Raw genomic sequence first — 20,790 nt, forward strand, 5'->3', positions numbered from 1 at the left:
TTCTAAAAACAACAATCAAAGGGGATTTAACTTATGAGCTTTTTCAATGATTTTCACATTTTACCAGGTACCCATACTTCATCATACACATCAAGTGTTTCCAACGATATCTTCGGTGGTTTACACAGCTTTATCTTAAACTTAGTTTCAGCATTCAAAGGCTTGTTCTCAAAATAAGCTCGCTTAAACTAACCAACAATACTGACTAAAAAGGGAGGATTTACATCATGAGTTTTTTCAATGATTTTCACGTATTACCAGGTACCCATACTTCATCATATACATCAAGTGTTTCAAACGACATCTTTGGTGGTTTCCATAGCTTTGTTTTGAACTTAATCTCAGCACTTAAAGGTTTGTTCTAAGCAACCATTGTGAGTGGCCCCAGTCTCAGCACTGGGCCATGACGCAACGCGTATAAGCGGATGAAGATGGTGGGTTGACAAACTTGTCACCCATCATTTTCGTAAAAAAAGCTTTTTAAGGTTGTATCCGGGGAGGATATCCAAATGTCAAAAGATAATCAAAAAATGACCGGTGATTCAGTTTATCGGGTAAAGATGTATAAAGATGGCAAAAAATGGGTTTATGCTGGTGCGACAACTTTAGCCTTAGCAGCTGGCCTCGTTTTTGCAAATGTTAACGCTTCAGCTGATACGGCAGCCAATGCTAGTTCAGCTGAACCACAAACGACGCAAGTAGCGTCCGCTGCGACTGATACCAGTTCTGTATCACAAACGCAAACTGTCACGCCTACAGCTGCCGCTGCACCAACGACGGCACCAACTGCTGCGCCTACGACAGCACCAACCACTGCGCCAACAACTGCCGCAGCTGAAACGCCTGCCGCTACGGCCGCAGCCGTTAGTCAAGCTGCCCCTGTTGTTTCAGCACCAGCTTCTGATGCTGCGGTTACAGTTAACAGTGCTGCCAGCGTAACGGTTACGTCGACTGCAGCTAGTCAAGCGACCTCAACGGCTGCTTCGCAAGTTGCAACCGGTGCCGGTGTTGTCAAGAAAGACAGTGCCGCACAAGGTGTTGGTGCGACGGTTGATGGGACCCAATTTAGTGCTGAAGCAGGGAAGAGCTACAATGTACAAGTAACTTTAACTAAGAATTCAGCGGTTGATTGGTCAAATACTAACGGTCAATTCAGCATTAAAGGTAACGTGGCTTCTGCTACTGGGACATGGAAGTTAGCTTCTTATGTCATTGGTGGTAAGACAACTACCTTAACTGACAACGATGCCGCTGCCATGGGTCCAATCGTCTACACGGCAATTGGCGACAATGATTCAGTTATTTTGAATTATGTTTATACGGCAACGACTTCTAGTGTGACCGGTGGGTTAGACTTTGAAGATGTGCCAGATGCTAATGCTGAAACTGATGTTACCAAGGTTGGCTGGAATTATGCCACGACCGTCACAACAGATGACAACACGACTACGCCAGTAGCAGATACTGATGATGTCAATGTTTATTACTTTGTTGTCGTTGGCATGAATGCTGATGGGACACCTAATGTTAAACGGATCAACGGCGCTGCCGATGATGCCGCAGCCGAAGTTGTTCAAAACGGTGATGTTGGTGGGACTTATACCATTACACCTGCTGATTTAGCTGGTTACACCTACATTCCACAGGATCAAAGCAATGCCCAATATGCCTTAACTGGTACCCTTGCTAAGGGTGGTGCCCATGTTGCCTTGATGTACATGGAAAATACTGGTTTAACAACCAAGTATCAAACTGCCGATGGTAGCACAGTTGCTGCTGATCAAAACTTCGTCAATGGTGCTGATGGGACCTTGACGCGTGCTGGTGGTTCTTATGAAGTTACCGCACCTGCTGTTGACGGCTTTAATTACGTTGGTTACAAGATTGGTGACGACAGCACTGTTCAAACTGGCAATATTGCCAAAGGCGCTTTAGCTGCTGGTAACAACGTCGTTACCTTCGTCTATGAAGCAATTCCTGCTGAAAAAGCTACGGTTACGGTCAACTATGTTGATGCAGCTGGTAAGGAAATCTCACCTGCTACTTCAACTGAATACACTGTTGGCGATCCATATACAGTTGGCACGCCAGCTATTGCCGGCTACACTTACAAGTCAGCTGATAATGATTTGACCGGGACGGTTGCCGGCAATACGACAATTACCTTAACTTATGTTGCTGATGCAACACCTGTTCAAAAGGGTACCGTAACGGTAAACTATTTGGATGATGCTGGTAACGTAATTTCACCTGCCACTTCAACCGAATACAGTGTTGGCGATGCGTACAGTGTTGACACACCAGCTATTGATGGCTACACTTATAAGTCGGCCGATGCTGCTTTAAACGGCACTGTCGCTGGTGATTCAATTGTTAACTTGACATACGGTAAGAATGGTTCTGCCACGACCGCGCCAACAACTGAACCAACCACAGCACCTACTACAGCTCCAACAACTGCACCTACTACGGCGCCAACAACCGCGCCAACGACTGACCCAGACACGAGTGATCCAGATACGATCAATCCTGGCGATGACAACAACGGTGGGACAACGACTGCGCCAGCAACGACGCCAGAAGGCAATACCACTGCACCAGTTACTGATACCACTGTAAGTGGCGATACTTTGACTGCTAGCGATAATGGGACAGCCGGCGTTGTGCCAACGAGCACTGTCTTAAAGCCAGTTGTAAGTTCAGCTGACCAAGCAACTAAGTCAGATGCCAAGACTTTACCTCAAACAGATGAAGAAAATGGCACGGCTTTAGCTGTCTTAGGTCTTAGCACCTTAGTGATGGGTTCAGCATTGTTCTTTGGCGCGACTAAACGTCGGAAGCACCAAGCTTAATTATTAAAAAAGGCTTGATTATTTGCTGAACGGATGGAAAGATCAGTTCGCTGACCTTTCTATTCTTTGAGCAAACAATCAAGTTTTATGGAGGAGTTGCATTATGAAGATGTTCAGTTTAAAGCGCAAAGATAAAGATGAAGAATTTGCGAGTGATTCTGGGCGCGCGACGGCCACTTCAACTGTTGCCGCACAGAAGCCCAAAGATACCCAAAGTACCACCAGCCCAAGTACGCGGCCGACAAGCTCACGGCCAGCGAGAAGTACTAGTGCAACGACTTCGCCAACGACTCCCGTTAAAGGACAAAATCGGGTTAGTCAACGTCGTGCCAGCCAAAAGGCAGCTAAAAACAGCCAAGCACTAGAACGTGAAATGGCCGATTTGAACAAGCAATATCAAGTCTTACGGGGCGAATTAAAGGTTCAATTAGTTCAAGACCGTAAACATGAAAGCCGTCAACGGGAAACGGTCGTTGCCGATCAAGCTAATTTAAGACAACAATTGGCAGATGCTAAGCTTGCCTTCAAAAACCAAGACAAGGTTGTCGAGAATAACGACGACGAACGCCAAGCCATGGTCACGAAGATTACGACTGAACAAACTGCTTATAATGATGCTAAAGCAACACTTGCCAAGAGTGATCAAACTTTAAGTTCATTAGCTAAAAAGATCAGTAGTTCAGAAACAAGTTTAGCCGACTTACGCAAGACTGAAGCTGACATGCGGCAAGCCATTCAAGGCGAACAAGACTTGAAGAAGTTGTTTGTCCTCATGAAGCAACAAGAAAAGCAAGCACAGGACCTTTATTCAAAGAGTGACGCTATCAACAGTGAACTCGTTAAACTTCAAAAACGGGAACAATCTGAAACGCGGCAACGTGCGAACAAAGAACATGCCATTACGACTGCTGAAAAGGCGTTACATACTGCACAAGATTCCTTAGTAGCCTATGACCGTAAGAAGAAGAGTGCGGCTGATGAACAAGACCGGACATTGAACTTATTGAAGCAAAAAATCAATCGTTTACAACATGATTATGATCAAAATGCGCAAAACGCTGCAAATCTTGAAAAGAAGATTACTGGTATTGATAACAAACTGCAATCAGATTACGGGACGACCCATTTGGTTTCACCAGTTGAGTTTGACCAAACGTCTCGTTACTTCCTGTTCAGCAACGATTTAATCCAGTCACTGTCACCTGAGGAACAAACCTCAATTAAGATGGTGATGGGCTTATTAAGCGATGAAGTCAAAAGTGCGCCGAGTGTCATTACGGTTAACTACAACGATAACTTACCAGCTATCTGGAAAGGCTATCATACCAATGACTTGGTTTCTAAGGATGCTGGCTTATACAATTTGTACTATACGATTCAAGAAAAAGTACCTGGTGAAGTGGCCAAGACTAAGTTGGAATTGCCAGACAATCCAGCTTGGGAATACAAACGGAATGAAGCCAAGCAAATTGTCTCAATCTCAGATGATGGCGGCAATTTGATCATGGACTTGAAGTATCGCAAGGATGGGGCTATTTGGTATATTACGTACTTTAACGGGTCAATTGCAACGCGTCGAGATGTCTACGATGCTGCTGGTTTCTTATCAGTCACACAATACCTCGACCGGTCAAATAACGCGCAAGTCACCCTTGAAAACTTCTATCGTCCAGATCATTCCGTGGCGATGATCAAACAATATGGCAATAATCATGAATTATCCATTCAACTCGTCAATGAAGACGAAGCCATCACCAATGTTTTCCATTCTGAAGAGCAATTATTAGTATGGTGGTTAGAATCTGTGATGAAGCAACAAAACAGCGTCTTGTTAATGGGTGTTAACACACCGTTATTTGACGAATGCTTGAAAGCGACTGATGATAAATTCCGCATTTTGCCAATCGTTTCTGCTGATGATTTGGATAATGCGCATGTCAAGGATATCATTGCCGGTAAGAGCCAGTTAACTTCGCTTGTGGCAACTGATCCTGATGTCCAAAAAGCGATTGAAAAACAAATGACGCGCGACTTGGAAATCACCGTGATGCCCGATGTTGCGGAACGCGTCTAAGAGTAACAGTCGTGGGGGATACCAGCTAGACACGACGATCACAAATGGGGTTGGAGAATTGAAAGCTGATACTATGGAAAAAAAAGAAAAATATAGCGACGAAGAGTTGTTTGATAAGATTTTAGTCGGGATGTCTTGGTTAGAAAGTCATCTACGCGAGATCATTCAAACGATGGTTGCTGACTTTGATATCTCGTTTGAACAGTTCTTAATCCTGTACTACTTGGACCATAGTTCGGATCATCGGATTACGGTAAAGGAACTGGCAGCTGATCGACACGTTTCTTCATCGGCAATTTCGAGAAAACTGACCTATTTAATTAATAATGATTTTATTATATTAAAAATCGATCCATATGATCGCCGTTATCGTTACTTGACACTGACAAGCAAGGGCGAAACAGCTGCGCATCTGATTGAAAAGGTCAATGAAGGACGACTACAAAAGTTTTTGGATGAATTTGGCCGTATCCGAATGTCCGAATTAAGTGATGAGCTTAAGATGGTTAACAAGGTATTGGTTGATACTAAAGAAATAAAAGGGTAGTTTGAAGCGACATCTCATTTGAGGTGTTGCTTTTTTGGTGGGGCTAAAGTTTGAAAGATCAAAATCGCCAGTAACTACTGGCATGTCAATGATTAGGGCATGAAGATTAGTTGACATGACCCGCTTCCGGTCGCCACTGATAACATGCGACCGTGGGACCGGATCAAGCCTGAGAAACGTCTTGAGCCTCGCCCGGAACCCTTGCACAAATCGCAAGTGTCCCGGACCGTCCGTGGCGTAACGCCGGCAAAAAGCATGCCGACCCAACGCCACCATCATGACCGATGCTATCAGTGGCGACTTCCAGCTAATTTGACAGTGTTTGCGAGTCCGTTTGTTCTTTCAACCTTCAGCTAAATTGGTTGACCGTTAGGATATGGGCGACCATCTTCAATTGTTGCTGAGTTTATATATATTGATGTAATGGCGTCTTCGCTGTCTTTAGCGGTGTCAATTTTTGGTAAACAAAATATTAGAGAGAGTAGAATCATCATAATTGTTGTATAAAATTGGATTGAAAGGTTTGGGGCATAGCTCAAACTTAGCCACTTTCGATGACTGAGCATTTCAGTAGGTTATGGGGGCCAATCTAAAAAGCAAGTCTTGAAAGATGTTTGTGGTGTAATTACCAAGCCCATGTGCTAATGCCACGGACACAGCGAATTATATGGCATGCTAGATATAGATTGATCGTGGGTCCAAATTAAAATCACGTCAGTACGATTGTATTAACGTGATTTTAATAAAACGGTCTGTATTCGAATGTCCCACTCCGGAAGTCAGTCGGTTAGTGTGGACGTGCTGAAATTTCTCTTAGCTGAGTGGGTTGCTCAGTTTAGAGAAAGGACAGCTTTCAAGATTTGTGGGCTTGACAAAGCTTGAAAGTGAGGCTGGCGACCGCTTTGTGGCGCCAACCGGTCCCAGCTCGGGAACACTAACCGACTGACTGGAGGAATCTGGTTAAAGACTTTTGTTTTGAGCGCTAAGTATGTTGAACGGCAACGATTATTTTGAACTTACGGCGATTGTGCCATAATGAACTTTGTGGTAATTGCATGCGAATTGAAATGTTGAGTTTTAAGAAAACAAAAAAGCCGTCATACGAGGTGTTAGCGACCTCGTTGACGACTTTCAAAACATTAAAATTGGGTATACTGGGCTCGAACCAGTAAATTACGGATTCAGAGTCCGCTGCCTTACCAATTTGGCGAATACCCAATAAACAACTATTCAATTTTAACTTTATGCACAAATCATGTCAACACTAATCCGATAAATAGGCCTTTTTTTTGCATATAAGCGTTCTGATGCAGGCCTTGTACTTTTTCCATCGACTGTTGTACGATTAAAATACGCATAAAAAGGAAAGCGGTGGTCACATGTTGTTGGTCGTCATAAGTTTTGTGGTGATTATTCTCGGAATCGTTTTGACGTTGTTGGCGGTGCGCGGTATGAGTAAGCAGCCGTTATTCACAGTGTCGGCTGGTGCGGATGCGACCACGGCCAAACGATTGTTTAATTTTTCGCCATTTATTGATTTTCGTCTGTGGGAGCGCGGCTTGGTCATTGTTGCGGGTGTTGTAGTAGTTGCGGCGATTGTTATGGCGCTGGTTGCCTTCAAGCAAGCGGCGACTCGATTATTTGCGCTCAGCTTTGATGTCGGCTTCTTAAGCTATTTGTTAGTCTTTCAACAGTGGCTACCAGCGCACTGTGTGCGCTTTTGGGATCAATACCCACCTATTGATCAGAACTTTCAGCTAACGCCGGTCACGACCAGACAGCGGCATCTGAGTAGTCGTTGGTTGCGAACGCTCGGCTTATTGTTGATTGCTGCTGGGGCAACCGGGTTCTTCTTCATTTAAGAAAAGAGGGTGGTCGCGTGACGGCCAAAGATTTAACACGATTGTTTAATCATATTCGGCAACAGTTAATTGTGTGGGCAGTGACGGCGATTGGGTTAGCGGTAATGCGGACCTTCTTGTTACCGCAACTGCTGACATTTGTCTTCTGGTGTAGCGTGGCTTATTGCCTAATTTTGTTTATTGGCTTGGTTGTCGTGACAATTTGGCGATTAAGGGTGAAATGAAGGATTGACAACACCGCTATTTTTCGGTAAGATAGTTATTGAATTTTGCCCGCTGGTCAAATTGGTTAAGACGTCGCCCTCTCAAGGCGGAGTTACGAGTTCGATCCTCGTGCGGGCGATTTGACAACACCTTGGGAGAACGAAAAGCTTTGATAAACACTGTTATGTCAGTGTTTGTTAAAGCTTTTTATTTGGACAAATTGACGTTGGGTAAACAAATTAGGTTTACGCAGGGAAAATGGGGACTATAATAGAGTTGTAGCTAGATGGGTAACGCCAAGTGGATTGACGTTGGTTAAAAATTTACCGGTAAAAAGTCAAAATAAAGGAGATCATGATTTTTGGTATACAAAGACGTGTTTGGAATTGACCACGAGGATTGTCACATTGTGCAGACCCGGCATGAATTCAACCGAATTTTTATTATTGAAAATGACGTTGGCTCACGGTTTACTTGTATCAAAAAAGATGCCCCGCTAGAAAAGAAAATGTCTGGTCATTGGAAGTATGCAAAGGCCAGTGATGCACCTAAAAACTACGCGGTTCCTTATAAGGCGCAAAAAAGTTAAGGCTACCGACTGAAAAGAGGATCGAGATGCGATTGTATCAACCGTTAACCAAACATAATGGGCGCGTGCCCCGTAGTGGAAAAGTTCGTAATAATCCATTTTACGGGATTCATGGTGCCGACTGGGTCAAAAATGAGAGTGCCTCGCTATTCAATGCCGAGCACGAACAGGCGCAACCCCATCACCAACTGCATCGGCGTGTTGGTCAAACAACGCGCAAGATTTTGTGGGCGATGGTCATCGTGATTGGCATGTTGATCATTGGTTTCATCCTTTATTCATTGGCAATTAACTTTTAAAGCAATCAAATAGAACGACACTTCAGCAATGACGAAATCGTCTCGTTGAAGTGTCGTTCTATTTTATTGTTATTTAAGCAGTCCCGCAAATGTTTCTAAGGACATGCCGGGTGTGACGCGTTGACGCGTTAAATTATAAGGGTCAGTCTCGCTAGTGGCAATTCCCGGAGCGGTTGATAAGGCGTACTTGTAGCCTGCCTTTTTGGCGGCGCGGCTGGTGGCTGCATTCGCCCGGCCGGCTGGATAACAAATGACTGGCGTTTTCTGGTGCAAGTTTTGATCGAGCCAGCGTTTCGACTCAGTGAGCTCTTTAAGCTGATCGGCATAGCTGAGTTCGTTTAAATCGAGATGCCTGACGGTGTGACTCTGGAAGTCGATGACGCCGGAAGCGGCCATTTTCTTTGCATCTGCGAGGGATAAATGGTTCGGATGGGTCGCAAACCCGGTAATGAAGTTAATCGTCGCATGTTGATGATTGGCTTTCAAAATTGGCCAGGCCGCAGTTTTGTTATCCGTGTAGCTGTCATCTAAGGTGACCCAAACGATTTTTTGTTGTGGAATCCGGTGATGAGATAAGGCGTAAACCGCTTCGGTCGTCGTCAATGTGCGGTAATGCTGTTGTTTCAAATAAGCCATCTCAGCCTTGAATTCAGTAGCTGGGACTTTGAGGGCATTGCCGCTGGAAATACTATGGTACATTAAAATCGGTAGTTTAACCGTTTTGACGGTTTTCCAGTCTGCATACGGCGACTTTTTGGGCTTGGTCGCTTTCCGTGTGACTTTTTTAGATGATACCGTTGAACTAGCTGCTTTAGAGTTGCTTGTGCCGCTACCACAGCCCGCTAAACCGACGATGAGTAATGTTAGCAAGCCGAAGCCTACAAAGTGTTTAAAACCCCTAAAATGCATAATAACTCCCCCCGAAATCTTGATTGTTTTAATTTTAACGGATTTTTTGGAATTTGGCGCGTTTTTGCTGAAAAAAACTGACAATTATTTAAGCTAGCAGTGCCCCTCAGGGAAAACTAATGTATTAAGAATTCGTTGACTTTGTTAGCAATTGTTTAATCAAGTTAAGAATGATTTAGCCCCTCTAGGCAGGCACGTTGCGGCTTGATACGATAGTGCTTGTAATCAAAAAATCACTCTTGCGGGGGAAACAAGTATGAAGAAATTAATTATTGGGTTGTTAGTTGTGATGGGCGTGAGTGTTGCGGCGCTGTTGGGTGCCGGGACGCTGACGAAGGATAGCGGGTCGGAGTTGTCAATGGCACTCGATAACGTGAATCCGTTAGTCAAGACGAGTACTGTTTATGGTGTCACCAACACTGCGATTAAAAAAGGGAAAGGCGGCGCTGGCGAAGACATTTATACTTATCGAATTAAGACCGTCGATGTGAAAGGCCAGGCCCGTTGGTTGACTTTTACCGCCGACAAACGGTTGAAACTAAATAAATATTTGAAGATCGACACCAAAGGTCAGAATGTCAATAGTTGGGAAGCAGTGAGTTTACAAGCGGTTCCCAAGACCGTGGTTCAGCAATTGGCGAACAGCTAAATGAAGCTGCGCCACCAGCTGTTTTGTATTTTCAAATTATCAAGTGTAAAAAATAAGGCTAAAAGACGAGCAAACCAGAAAAATCAGGTTGCTCGTCTTTTTTGATGTCGTCTAGATCATCGCTTCCAGTTGCTAACCCGCCGTACTTCACGATTATAAGTCATGGAGGGTTCACCATGAGTCTAATAGTGACCGGTCCGTTATAATGACAGTAAACGATGACTAGACACAAACTTTCGGGGCCTTAAGAAATTCTTAAACCCTTTTAGCTGTCAAAGCGTTAGAGTTGCGTTACAATGGTTTGCGTGAGACTTGTAAAGATGGTTGACAAAACACTGATTTTTAGCTAAATTAGATAATTGCACTGTCATTAGCATAATTATATTAGTGAAGGGGAGCGTGTTGATGCTTAAAATAGCAAAAGGGCGGATCTCAACGATGGCGGTTATCGGGGCAATCTTATTTATGATTGTCCAAGTAATCGCTACTTTGAATCTACCTAGTTTGACCTCAAATATTGTGAATAACGGGGTCGCCACAGGTAATATTAGTTATATTTGGAAAATTGGGTTTGAGATGATCGGATTTTCCTTGCTGTCTGTTGTTGCCGCCTTTGGGAATGTTTTCCTAGCTGCGCGGTCGTCACAAAAATTAGGTAAGAATTTACGTTCGGATATTTATAAAAAGGTTATTAATTTTTCGAATGATGAATTCGACAAGGTTGAAACCTCTTCATTAATTACACGAACAACTAATGACGTGGTCCAGATTCAAAACGTTGCGATGATGGCGTTACGGATGATGATTATGGCGCCCATCATGTTGGTCGGGGCGAGTTTTCTGGCCTATACCAAGAGTCATGAATTAACTTGGATCTTTGTCGTTTCAATTCCGGTATTATTGATCTTTATTGGGATAGTCATGGCTTTTGCAATTCCATTATTCCGAGCGATGCAAACCAAGACCGACCGGATCAACTTAGTTTTCCGTGAAGGCTTGACTGGGGTTCGGGTTATTCGGGCGTTCCGTCAAGATAAATTTGAACAAGATCGTTTTGAAGGTGCGAATAAAGACTACACCCAAAATGCGATTAAAGTTAACACCATCGTGGCGTTGGCTTTTCCAATCATGACGTTGATCATGAGCGGGACTAACGTTGCGATTGTCTGGTTTGGTGGTCAATTGATCAGTAGCCAAACGATGCAAGTCGGGAACATGATTGCGTTCATGACTTACGCCATGCAAGTTTTAATGAGCTTTATGTTGCTGGCGATGGTCTTTGCCTTGATTCCACGGGCTGCCGCTTCAGCAACCCGGATTCAAGAAGTCTTAGATATTGAAACTAAAATTAATGATCCAGAAAAGCCCGTGGCGTTGCCTGCAACGAAACAACACAGCTTGGCTTTTGACCACGTTGATTATCGTTATCAAACGGCAGAACAGTTGGCGCTGGCAGATATTGATTTCAGTGCCCATTCAGGTCAAACCGTCGCCATCATTGGTGGGACTGGTTCTGGGAAGACCACACTGGTTAATTTGATCCCACGGTTTTATGACATTGAAAAAGGTGCAGTGAAGCTTGATGGGGAGGACGTTCGCAGCTTAAAGACGGCGGACCTCCATCGGGCAATTTCCTTTGTGCCACAAACGGCGACACTGTTTACCGGGACTATTCGGGATAATTTGAAGTTTGGGAATGCGGATGCAACGGATGACGAAATTTGGCATGCGTTAGAAATTGCGTGGTCAACGGCAACGTTTGGCGATTGCGCGTGCGTTAGTTAAGCAAGCGTCTGTCTACGTGTTTGATGATTCGTTCTCAGCCTTAGACTTTAAGACCGATGCGCAATTGCGGGCTGAACTGCGTCAAGATGACCAAGTGCAACAAGCAGTGGTTGTCATCGTGGCCCAACGAATTGCAACGGTTGCTGATGCAGACTTAATTCTCGTGTTAGATAACGGGAAGTTAGTTGGTAAAGGCACCCATCAAGAATTAAAAGCGAACAACGAAGTTTATCAAGAAATTATGAAGTCACAATTACGAGAGGAGGATCAACTGTAATGAGTGAAAAGAAATCAACAAGTGCGGATACGCCACGTCCATCAGGCCCACGTCATGGCCCTGGTGCGCAAGGCTTAGTCGAAAAGCCGAAGAGCTTCTGGAAAACGGCTTGGCGCTTAATGAAATACATGTCTGATCGCTGGGTCGGTTTAGCGATTGTCATGATTTTTGCGATTGCATCGGTGATCTTCCAAATTCGAACGCCTAAGATTTTAGGGGAAGCTACGACTGAAATTTACAAAGGCATTATGAAAGGTGCTGCCCAACAAAAGGCCGGCATTAGTCAATCTGGTTATCCAATTAACTTTGAGAAGATTGGCGAAATTATCCTAGTTGTCATCTTGATGTATGTGGCATCAGCGTTATTCAACTTTGCCCAACAATATATTATGACGCGAATTTCGCAAGGCACCGTTTATAAATTGCGACGGTCATTTAAAGGTAAAATGCAAAACGTTCCCATCTCATACTATGATACCCATTCAAACGGGGATATTATGAGTCGGGCCGTCAACGATATGGATAACATCGCCAATACATTGCAACAAAACTTAACGCAAGCGGTCACGAGTACCGTGACCTTTGTGGGGACGTTGTGGATGATGTTGTCGATTAGTTGGAAATTAACGTTGATTGCCTTAGTTACGATTCCTTTGAGTGTCGTCGTCGTTGGGGTGATTGCGCCAAAATCACAAAAATATTTTGGCATTCAACAAAAGAGTTTAGGCTTATTAAACAACCAAGTTGAAGAAAATTATGCTGGTCACGTGGTTATCAAGAGTTTCAATAAGGAACAAGATGCCATTGACGACTTTGAAGTTCAAAATGACAATTATTATCAATCAGCCTGGAAAGCACAATTTATTTCTGGGATTATCATGCCATTAATGATGTTCCTGAACAATATTGGCTACGTCTTTGTCGCGATTATTGGTGGGATTGATGTTGCGAACGGGAAAGTTACCCTTGGGAACATTCAAGCGTTCTTACAATATACCCAACAATTTTCACAACCAATTTCACAATTGGCCAACTTATTGAACACAATTCAATCAACTGTCGCTTCTGCTGAACGAGTCTTTGAAGTCCTTGACGAAGAAGAAATGGTCCAGACGCATTCAGAATTACCAGCTGAAACGGATAGCGATAACTTAATTAGTTTAGAACATGTTCAATTTGGTTATACGGATGATGCCCTGCTGATGAAGGACTATAACTTAGATGTGAAACGTGGTCAACAAGTCGCCATCGTTGGACCGACTGGTGCCGGTAAGACGACCATTATTAACTTACTTGAACGCTTTTATGATATTAAAGGTGGCTCGATTCGGTTGAACGGTGTTGATACCCGTGATTTGAAGCGGGAAGACTTACGTTCTCATTTTGCAATGGTCTTACAAGATACTTGGCTGTTTACCGGGACCATTTTCGACAACTTGAAATACGGTCGTGAAGACGCGACTGACGATGAAATCTATGCGGCAGCTAAAGCAGCCCACGTGGATGACTTTGTGCGCAAGTTACCAGATGGCTATCAGACCATTCTGAATGAAGAAGCGTCCAACATTTCACAAGGTCAACGTCAATTATTGACCATTGCGCGGGCCTTCGTAGCTGATCCCGAAATTTTGATTTTGGATGAAGCGACAAGTTCTGTTGATACACGGACTGAAGTGCATATTCAACATGCGATGGAACGGCTATTGAAGAACCGGACGAGTTTCGTCGTTGCCCATCGGTTATCAACCATTCAAGGTGCCGATAACATCATTGTCATGAATCATGGTTCAGTGGTTGAAACCGGGACGCATGAAGAATTGATGGCACAAAATGGCTTTTACGCTGACCTGTACAACAGTCAATTTACCGGGAACATTAGCTTAGACTAAAGGAGGGGTGTCAAGTGTTTCGAAAAACAACATTCGTTGCCGTCACAGCTGGGCTGCTCGCCGTTGTTTTAGCCGGTTGTGGGCAAAATAGCCTATCAACGACCAAATCAACGTATACGCGAAGTGGACTAGTTGCGAGCGTGAAGGGCCGTAGTAATCAGAAGACGGTCAGTTACCGCTTAGACGGGCAAAAGACTAAAACAGCGAAAGTGCATAACAATACGTTTATTATTCAAGTGCCAACCAAGACAACCCGCCAAACGGTCAAGTTAACGGCCGGCAGTGCGAAAAAGACGGTTTATGTCAAGAGTGCCAAGCGTTTAACCACCTATACCAAGATGGCAACGGCTTATAATCAAGCGTTGATTGGCTCGAAAATGACCAAATCGCAACAGCAGGCGGCACAAAAGTTACAAGTTCAAGGCGCTGCGTTGAAGAAACAACAGGCGACGATCCAAGCGGCAGTTACCAAGGCAAAAGCCCAAGTCGCTGCCGGTGGGACCGAAGCTGCGACTGGCGCCGCAACATTGCAAGCGCAACAAGCCGCGGCTGCTAAGCTTCAAACGCAAGCCGCAAGTTTGAAGGCGAGTCAGAAAACTGTCGCTGCTGCGATGAAGACCGCTAAAGCCAAAGTTAAGGATGAGCTTTTGCCGACTAAAGTGCCAACGGGTGTGACCAACGTCTTAACCACTAAAGATTACAAGATTCGAATGAACGTTCAATCTGGTGATGTGATGGGGACGGCAATGATTGTGCCAACCAAGGCCTTTAAGAACAAGACCCGTCAAAAGAACTTTGGAACGTCATTTGCGTTGTTAAGCAGCACTTCTGGCGCTGACGCTAAACAAGTAATGAAGAAATTCAGTAAAGAGACTAAGAGTAACAAGAGCAGTACCACGACAATTGATCCAATTGTTTCAAAAGGGGTCCGCTTTACGATCGGTGTCTCCAGCTCTGATTTATATATCTTTATGACCAAATAATTTCGTCAAAAAAGCACTTATCACGGCCACAGCGGTTGTGATAAGTGCTTTTTTAGTCAAATGACTAAAGGTTGAGAGACGGAAATCACTAATAAACGCAGTCGTACCAGAACATTGGTGATGAAAAAAGCCAACGTTGTCGCTTCCGGGCGTCGCCGATTACATGCGGACGAGGGACCAGGCCAAGCCTGAGGAGCGGTCTTGGCCTTCGCCCGGAATAGTTGCAAACACCGCAACTATCCCGGACCGTCCGTCCCGTAAGACCGGCAAGAAACTGCCGCTCAAACGGGACTTTCACGTCCGATGCAATCAGCGACGCCCTACAGCTAGGCTAGTGGTTTTAAGGATAAAAAACTCAAAAGCAGTTGATTTGAGTCTTAAAATTATGGCATCAGTTAGCAATGTGTTGAATTTTGTTGGCTGCTTTCATTGGCCGTCCGTGGTGTAAAGTCGGTCAAAAAATAGAAGTGTTTATTATTGATGTGATGCTGTCCACGATTGTTCTAAAGTTGTAAATCGTTACTCAAATGACAACTCTAAGAAATAGCGATTTTTACTCGGTAAATGGGCGGTTGATACCCACACTTCATGGTAGTTGGGAACTTTTTTCTCGGTGTAATCGAAGAAAAAGTCTAATAAGCCACCATTTTTAGCAACAAACTCATCTTCAAAACGGTTGACGAGCAGTTTATCATTTGGGAAATAGATTTCGGGATTCGCAACTTTGATTCGATCGGGAATCGCCATGCGTACCACGTTGGTGTATTCGGGCGTGGTAAAGGTGATTTCAGCCGGGTGATGGACGATATAGAACAAGACATTATAAATTGAATCAGAATTAATAGCCACGACGAACCAGTCCTTTGTTAAATTTGTGTCTATTATACCAAAAAACACGTGTTTTTCATGAAAAATCTTTCCGGATGCTACTTGACAAAGCTCTCATAAACTATTAATCTTTTAATTAAATTCCAATTAATTAACTGTTGGTTGCCTCAGTCGCCACAGATTATTTAGGAATAAATTACATATAAAGGAAGTTGACTTAAATGGCAGATGTACAACTAGATTGGAATAACTTAGGGTTTAATTATCGGAATCTCCCATATCGTTATCGGGCTTATTATAAAGATGGCGAATGGGTTAAACATGAATTAACTGGTGATGCGACCTTACATATTAGTGAAGGCTCAACTGCGTTACATTATGGTCAACAAGATTTTGAAGGGTTAAAAGCGTATCGGACTAAGGATGGGAGCGTTCAATTATTCCGGCCTGATCGTAATGCGGCCCGAATGCAAACCAGCTGTGAACGGCTTCTCATGCCACAAGTGCCGACTGACATGTTTGTCGATGCGGTCAAACAAGTCGTTAAGGCCAACCAAGATTACGTGCCACCATATGGGACTGGCGCAACGTTGTACTTACGGCCACTCATGATTGGTGTTGGCGGTAATATTGGTGTGCATCCAGCGCAAGAATACATCTTTACGGTTTTTGCCATGCCTGTCGGTAGCTACTTCAAAGGTGGCATGACTCCAACGAACTTTACCACTTCAAATTATGACCGGGCTGCGCATAAAGGGACTGGGGCCTATAAAGTTGGTGGGAACTACGCTGCCAGCTTGTTCCCTGGGCAAGAGGCGCACGCCAATGGTTATTCCGACTGTGTCTATCTTGACCCAGTTGAACACAAGAAGATCGAGGAAGTCGGTTCTGCAAACTTCTTTGGGATTACGAAAGATAACAAGTTTGTGACGCCAAAGTCACCATCAATCTTGCCATCAGTCACCAAGTATTCACTACTTTACTTGGCTGAGCACAAGTTTGGCATGGAAACAGAACAGGGTGACGTTTATATTGATGACTTGGATCGGTTCGCTGAAGCTGGCGCTTGTGGGACTGCGGCCGTTATCTCACCAATTGGTGGGCTAGAACACAACGGCAACTTACACGTCTTCTACAGTGAAACTGAAGTTGGCCCAGTTACCAAGAAACTTTATGATGAATTAACTGGGATTCAATTCGGTGATCGTGAAGCGCCTGAAGGTTGGATTCAAAAGGTTGACTTAGACTAAATTGAGATTATGAACGAGTCTGGAAGTTATCATTTCCAGGCTTTTTTGATGTGTAGCTGAAGGTTGTCGCTTCCGGCTGGGACTGATAACATGCGGCCGTGGGACCGGTCCAAGCCAAGCGCGTCTTGGCCCTCGCCCGGAACCCTTGCAAAAATCGCAAGTGTCCCGGTCCGTCCGTGGCGTAAAATCGGCAAAGACAGCCGATTAACGCCACCTTCACGACCGATGTTATCGGTCCCAGCCTTCAGCTATTAGGTCTGTCTGACGGAGTACTCATCACGAGTTTAGTTTAGGTATGATGATATTGCCCTGTTCATATTTTTTGTACTTGCAACCTTTAGTATTCGAATACATTGATCTGAAAGTGGCGTTGTATTTATGACAGACGCCTTAATTTTGGTCAGTGCAAAATTTCTCTTGGTCGGAGGATTGGTTGACAAAGAAGCCCCCTTCATCTCAAATTAAGTTACAGACAATAATAGAGAGAAGCAGTCTTCCATGAAATAAATTTTAGTCGATTTTGAAGAAAAAAGTAAAGGGGCAAATAATTTTATTGCAGTTTGAGTTGGTGTTAATTAAAGCGTTAAGTAGCTTATTTAGTTTGATCATTGCAGCTTTGTTAGAGCAGATTTACGCCTGTACAACAGTGGACAGGTGCTCGAGTGTTACGAACGGACAGTCGAACCTTGAATGGTTTGTTGGGCACGATTTTTCTCAACGCCGTTTAGTTCAATGGATGGTTATTTGGCGAATATTTTTAGGTGACCGATAGTTCAAAACAATGCACAATTCTAGCCGTGAGGGGGCTTCGTTTGGAGCTCAGCCGTGGCGTTTGACTTAGCGCGGTGATTTGTCCGCGGTTAGTCAAAAACCAGCTTTTGAGACCGCTTTTTGGCTCAAAACTGGTTCATGGCGTTCCAGCCCCAAACGAAGTCCCCGGTAGGCGGAAATTAGTGCTATTCGTCAATCAATTGACAATCTGGAATTTGAATGAAAGACCTAACAGTAATGAATTTGGAGTGAACCGAGAAAAAACTTGATACTTAATAATTTTGATAAGCATAAGTGCATTGGCTTGTCCTAAGTTATAATAAGCTTGATATTAAGGGCAGCTAGTACTAGCGACAAATTCGATACAATGCTGAACAAATTAGTAAAATTAAAGAGAGAAATGAGACAAACGATGAGTTTTGAACGAACTAAAACTGAAATCCAACGATTAGTCGCTGAAAAAATTATTCCCGGCGCCAGTTATGCCGTGATTCAAGGAAATCGAGTTGAACAGGCACAAGTCGGGGTGGCTGAGCTCAAGCCGGAAATCAAGCCACTTTGGCCGCATGCGGTCTATGATTTGGCTTCCGTGACGAAGGTGGTTGGTACAACCACGGTGGCGCTGCAATTGATGGCAGCTGGTCAGTTGGCGATTGAGCGGCCGGTCCATGATTACTTGCCAGCTTTTGAGAATCGGCAAGTGACAGTCCTGAATCTCATGACACATACAAGCGGCATCAGTGGCTATATCCAAAATCGGAACGCCTTGCCGGCAGATGAACTGCTAGCGGCGATTCAAAAATTGCCAATTAGCCAAGCAAATTTGAATCATCGCGTAATTTATACTGATTTGGGATTAATCCTGACCGGGATGATCATTGAAAAAATCCTCGACCAATCGATTCAAACCGCTGTGACTGAACGTGTGCTACAGCCACTTGGATTGCCAGATGCCACTTTTAAGCCAGTTGTGGCCCAGGCCGTCCCGACGACCTATTCACCGAAAAATGGGCTATTACAAGGTGTTGTCCACGATCCTAAAGGCCAAATTTTGGGTGAACATTGCGGCTCAGCGGGTTTATTTGCGAGTGTCGACGATTTGGTTCAATTTGCTAAATTGATGCTAGGACAGGTGACCAATCCAGGGGTTTTGACGCCAGCGACGATTGAAAGTCTGTATCATGATTGGACACCCAATCATCACTTACGACGGAGTTTTGGCTGGAATCTTTGGCATATGGGAAGTGAGCGCACACCCATCATTTTCCATACGGGCTATACGGGGACGCTCTTGATGCTGGATCGTGAAAGTCAGTCAGCCCTAGTTTTCTTATCAAATCGGGTGCATCCAGTGGCACATAACGCGAACTTTTTACCTGCACGGCGGCGATTAATTGCCGCGTGGATCGCTGATGTCGTCAATAATCAACCAGGAGGACTTGTTTAATGAATAAAACTAAAACGACTATCGAATCTTTTTACGCACCATTCAATACCGGAAAAACGGCCGGTTATGACGCGATCCTAGCACCAACTTGGGTCAATCATCCTAATGATCCGGGTCAAACGCCGGACCTAGCCGGTTTTAAGGCCGGTGTACTGGATTTCAGACGGGCTTTTGACAATTTTGAGTTAACCATTCTTAAAATTATTATTGATGGCAATGATGTGGCCGTCCATCTGAAGATGACTGGCAAAATGATTGGCAGTTTCGCCGGATTTCCGGCGACGCAGCAAGTCGTGACATTTTATGGCTTAGATCGACATGAATTAGCAGCTAATGGACAAATTTTGGCGACTTGGCATTTTGAAGATTTCGACGGCTTGCAGGCATAATTCAACGGCAATCGCATAATCGTTGTCGCTGAAATAATTAAATCGGTTTCACAACCGCTTTCATTTATGCTAAAATTTAACTATAAATCAAGTAAATGGAGCGTGCATACAATGAGTGAACCTTATTTCTTAGAACCAGTATTCCACGAAAAAATCTGGGGCGGTTCCCGGTTGAAAACTGATTTTGGCTACGATATTCCGAGTGATCATACTGGCGAATGTTGGGCCATTTCTGCCCATCCACATGGCCCAGCGACCGTTGAAAATGGGCCTTATAAGGGCATGACTTTAGATAAGGTCTGGGCCGAACATCGTGATGTCTTTGGCAATGCCAAGGGCGATGTTTTCCCACTGTTGACTAAGATCTTGGATGCTAGTGAAGACTTATCCGTCCAAGTTCATCCTGACGATGCGTATGCCGCCGAGCATGAACACGAACTAGGTAAGACCGAATGCTGGTATGTAATTGCCGCTGAACCAGGGGCCACCATGATTTATGGTCATCATGCTAAGACCAAGGCGCAATTGGCCGACTGGATTCATAACGGCGAATGGGATAAGTTATTCCGGCGCGTACCAGTCAAGCCTGGTGACTTCCTTTATGTCCCATCTGGCACGATTCATGCGGTGGGTAAAGGGATCATGGTACTTGAAACGCAACAGAGTTCCGATACGACTTATCGGCTGTATGACTGGGATCGGGTTGACAAAACCACGGGTCAGAAACGGGAACTTCATTTACAACAATCCATTGATACGACGATTGTGCCTCATGAAGATCCTAAATTAGACATTACCACAACTCAAGTTGGCGATGCGACGGTCACTAAGTACGTGCAATCACCATTCTTCGGCGTTTGGCAATGGCGGTTAACGGATGGTCAAGCAACGTTTAATCGTGGTAAAGCGCCATACACCTTAGTTTCAGTTTTAGATGGTAAGGGGCGTATTATGGTTGACGGCAAAGATTATCCCTTGGCAAAAGGTGTCCACTTCATCTTGCCATTTGACGTCAAACAATGGACGCTAAAAGGTAACTTACAAATTATTGCTTCTGAACCTGGGGAACAAGCTTAGACAGTTAACCCCTTTAAATTATAAAAAAGATTGATAATCGCAATTTACGATTATCAATCTTTTTTTAGTTGGTCACTGATATTATCATGAAAAAATGACCAGGCACTTA

Annotated in this window: 17 protein-coding genes, 2 tRNA genes and 1 pseudogene; 17 read left to right on the top strand and 3 right to left on the bottom strand. The window is 44.2% G+C overall.

Translation table 11 applies throughout. The features are described 5' to 3' along the window. The first annotated feature begins 33 nt into the window (after positions 1-33). The 4 genes from FFM74_RS00405 (at position 34) to FFM74_RS00425 (ending at position 5,473) form a co-directional block, all read left to right on the top strand. Positions 34-177: a hypothetical protein gene (locus tag FFM74_RS00405; protein ID WP_137624686.1), complete on the top strand. Its 144-nt coding sequence runs from the start codon at positions 34-36 to the stop codon at positions 175-177. Between the two features lie 332 nt (positions 178-509). Further along, positions 510-2,852 (top strand): MucBP domain-containing protein, encoded by a 2,343-nt coding sequence (locus FFM74_RS00415; protein WP_137624687.1) that lies wholly within the window; start codon positions 510-512, stop codon positions 2,850-2,852. A gap of 103 nt (positions 2,853-2,955) precedes the next feature. Next, on the top strand, positions 2,956-4,926 hold the full coding sequence (locus FFM74_RS00420) for a coiled-coil domain-containing protein (RefSeq protein WP_137624688.1): 1,971 nt from the start codon (positions 2,956-2,958) through the stop codon (positions 4,924-4,926). 73 nt (positions 4,927-4,999) lie between these two features. After that, entirely contained in the window at positions 5,000-5,473 is a 474-nt protein-coding gene (locus tag FFM74_RS00425; RefSeq protein WP_137624689.1) for a MarR family winged helix-turn-helix transcriptional regulator, read from the top strand. 1,145 nt (positions 5,474-6,618) lie between these two features. Here FFM74_RS00425 and FFM74_RS00430 read toward each other — a convergent pair. Further along, positions 6,619-6,691 (bottom strand) — tRNA-Gln (locus FFM74_RS00430). Positions 6,692-6,852: 161 nt separating this feature from the next. Here FFM74_RS00430 and FFM74_RS00435 point away from each other — a divergent pair. The 5 genes from FFM74_RS00435 to FFM74_RS00455 all read left to right on the top strand — a co-directional run bounded on the left by FFM74_RS00435 (position 6,853) and on the right by FFM74_RS00455 (position 8,427). Then, positions 6,853-7,335 (top strand): hypothetical protein, encoded by a 483-nt coding sequence (locus FFM74_RS00435; RefSeq protein ID WP_171000609.1) that lies wholly within the window; start codon positions 6,853-6,855, stop codon positions 7,333-7,335. A gap of 17 nt (positions 7,336-7,352) precedes the next feature. Next, positions 7,353-7,559 carry a hypothetical protein gene (locus tag FFM74_RS00440; RefSeq protein ID WP_137624691.1) on the top strand — a complete coding sequence of 69 codons (207 nt, stop codon included), beginning with the start codon at positions 7,353-7,355 and terminating at the stop codon, positions 7,557-7,559. A gap of 46 nt (positions 7,560-7,605) precedes the next feature. Continuing rightward, positions 7,606-7,678 (top strand) — tRNA-Glu (locus FFM74_RS00445). A 222-nt stretch (positions 7,679-7,900) separates the two neighbouring features. Beyond that, entirely contained in the window at positions 7,901-8,128 is a 228-nt protein-coding gene (locus FFM74_RS00450) for a hypothetical protein (protein WP_137624692.1), read from the top strand. Between the two features lie 26 nt (positions 8,129-8,154). After that, positions 8,155-8,427 (top strand): hypothetical protein, encoded by a 273-nt coding sequence (locus tag FFM74_RS00455; RefSeq protein WP_137624693.1) that lies wholly within the window; start codon positions 8,155-8,157, stop codon positions 8,425-8,427. A 69-nt stretch (positions 8,428-8,496) separates the two neighbouring features. Here FFM74_RS00455 and FFM74_RS00460 read toward each other — a convergent pair whose 3' ends face one another. Next, a complete protein-coding gene (locus tag FFM74_RS00460; RefSeq protein WP_137624694.1) occupies positions 8,497-9,336 on the bottom strand; it encodes a polysaccharide deacetylase family protein in 840 nt (279 codons plus the stop codon). 256 nt (positions 9,337-9,592) lie between these two features. Between FFM74_RS00460 and FFM74_RS00465 the strand changes: the two genes are divergently transcribed. The 4 genes and pseudogenes from FFM74_RS00465 to FFM74_RS00480 all read left to right on the top strand — a co-directional run bounded on the left by FFM74_RS00465 (position 9,593) and on the right by FFM74_RS00480 (position 14,919). Then, positions 9,593-9,985, top strand: coding sequence for a YxeA family protein (locus FFM74_RS00465; RefSeq protein ID WP_137624695.1), 393 nt, complete (start codon positions 9,593-9,595; stop codon positions 9,983-9,985). Between the two features lie 405 nt (positions 9,986-10,390). Next, a pseudogene (locus tag FFM74_RS00470) lies at positions 10,391-12,047 on the top strand (ABC transporter ATP-binding protein). Continuing rightward, the gene (locus FFM74_RS00475; RefSeq protein WP_137624696.1) at positions 12,047-13,936 is read left to right on the top strand and encodes an ABC transporter ATP-binding protein; all 1,890 of its coding nucleotides are present in this window, start codon (positions 12,047-12,049) and stop codon (positions 13,934-13,936) included. The pseudogene FFM74_RS00470 and the gene FFM74_RS00475 overlap by 1 nt, the downstream one beginning before the upstream one ends. 14 nt (positions 13,937-13,950) lie before the next feature. Beyond that, positions 13,951-14,919, top strand: coding sequence for a hypothetical protein (locus FFM74_RS00480; protein WP_137624697.1), 969 nt, complete (start codon positions 13,951-13,953; stop codon positions 14,917-14,919). 519 nt (positions 14,920-15,438) lie between these two features. Here FFM74_RS00480 and FFM74_RS00485 read toward each other — a convergent pair. Then, entirely contained in the window at positions 15,439-15,801 is a 363-nt protein-coding gene (locus FFM74_RS00485; protein ID WP_171000614.1) for a hypothetical protein, read from the bottom strand. A 167-nt stretch (positions 15,802-15,968) separates the two neighbouring features. Between FFM74_RS00485 and FFM74_RS00490 the strand changes: the two genes are divergently transcribed. The 4 genes from FFM74_RS00490 to manA all read left to right on the top strand — a co-directional run bounded on the left by FFM74_RS00490 (position 15,969) and on the right by manA (position 20,681). Continuing rightward, positions 15,969-16,997, top strand: coding sequence for a branched-chain amino acid aminotransferase (locus tag FFM74_RS00490; protein WP_137624699.1), 1,029 nt, complete (start codon positions 15,969-15,971; stop codon positions 16,995-16,997). Positions 16,998-18,180: 1,183 nt separating this feature from the next. After that, positions 18,181-19,215, top strand: a complete 1,035-nt coding sequence (locus tag FFM74_RS00495; RefSeq protein WP_137624700.1) for a serine hydrolase domain-containing protein — start codon at positions 18,181-18,183, stop codon at positions 19,213-19,215. Continuing rightward, positions 19,215-19,604, top strand: coding sequence for an ester cyclase (locus FFM74_RS00500; RefSeq protein ID WP_137624701.1), 390 nt, complete (start codon positions 19,215-19,217; stop codon positions 19,602-19,604). The genes FFM74_RS00495 and FFM74_RS00500 overlap by 1 nt, the downstream gene beginning before the upstream one ends. Before the next feature lie 111 nt (positions 19,605-19,715). Then, the gene (gene manA / locus FFM74_RS00505) at positions 19,716-20,681 is read left to right on the top strand and encodes a mannose-6-phosphate isomerase, class I (protein WP_137624702.1); all 966 of its coding nucleotides are present in this window, start codon (positions 19,716-19,718) and stop codon (positions 20,679-20,681) included. Positions 20,682-20,790 lie beyond the last annotated feature (109 nt).

Source organism: Lactiplantibacillus pingfangensis (assembly GCF_005404945.1).
Classification (GTDB): Bacteria; Bacillota; Bacilli; order Lactobacillales; family Lactobacillaceae; genus Lactiplantibacillus; species Lactiplantibacillus pingfangensis.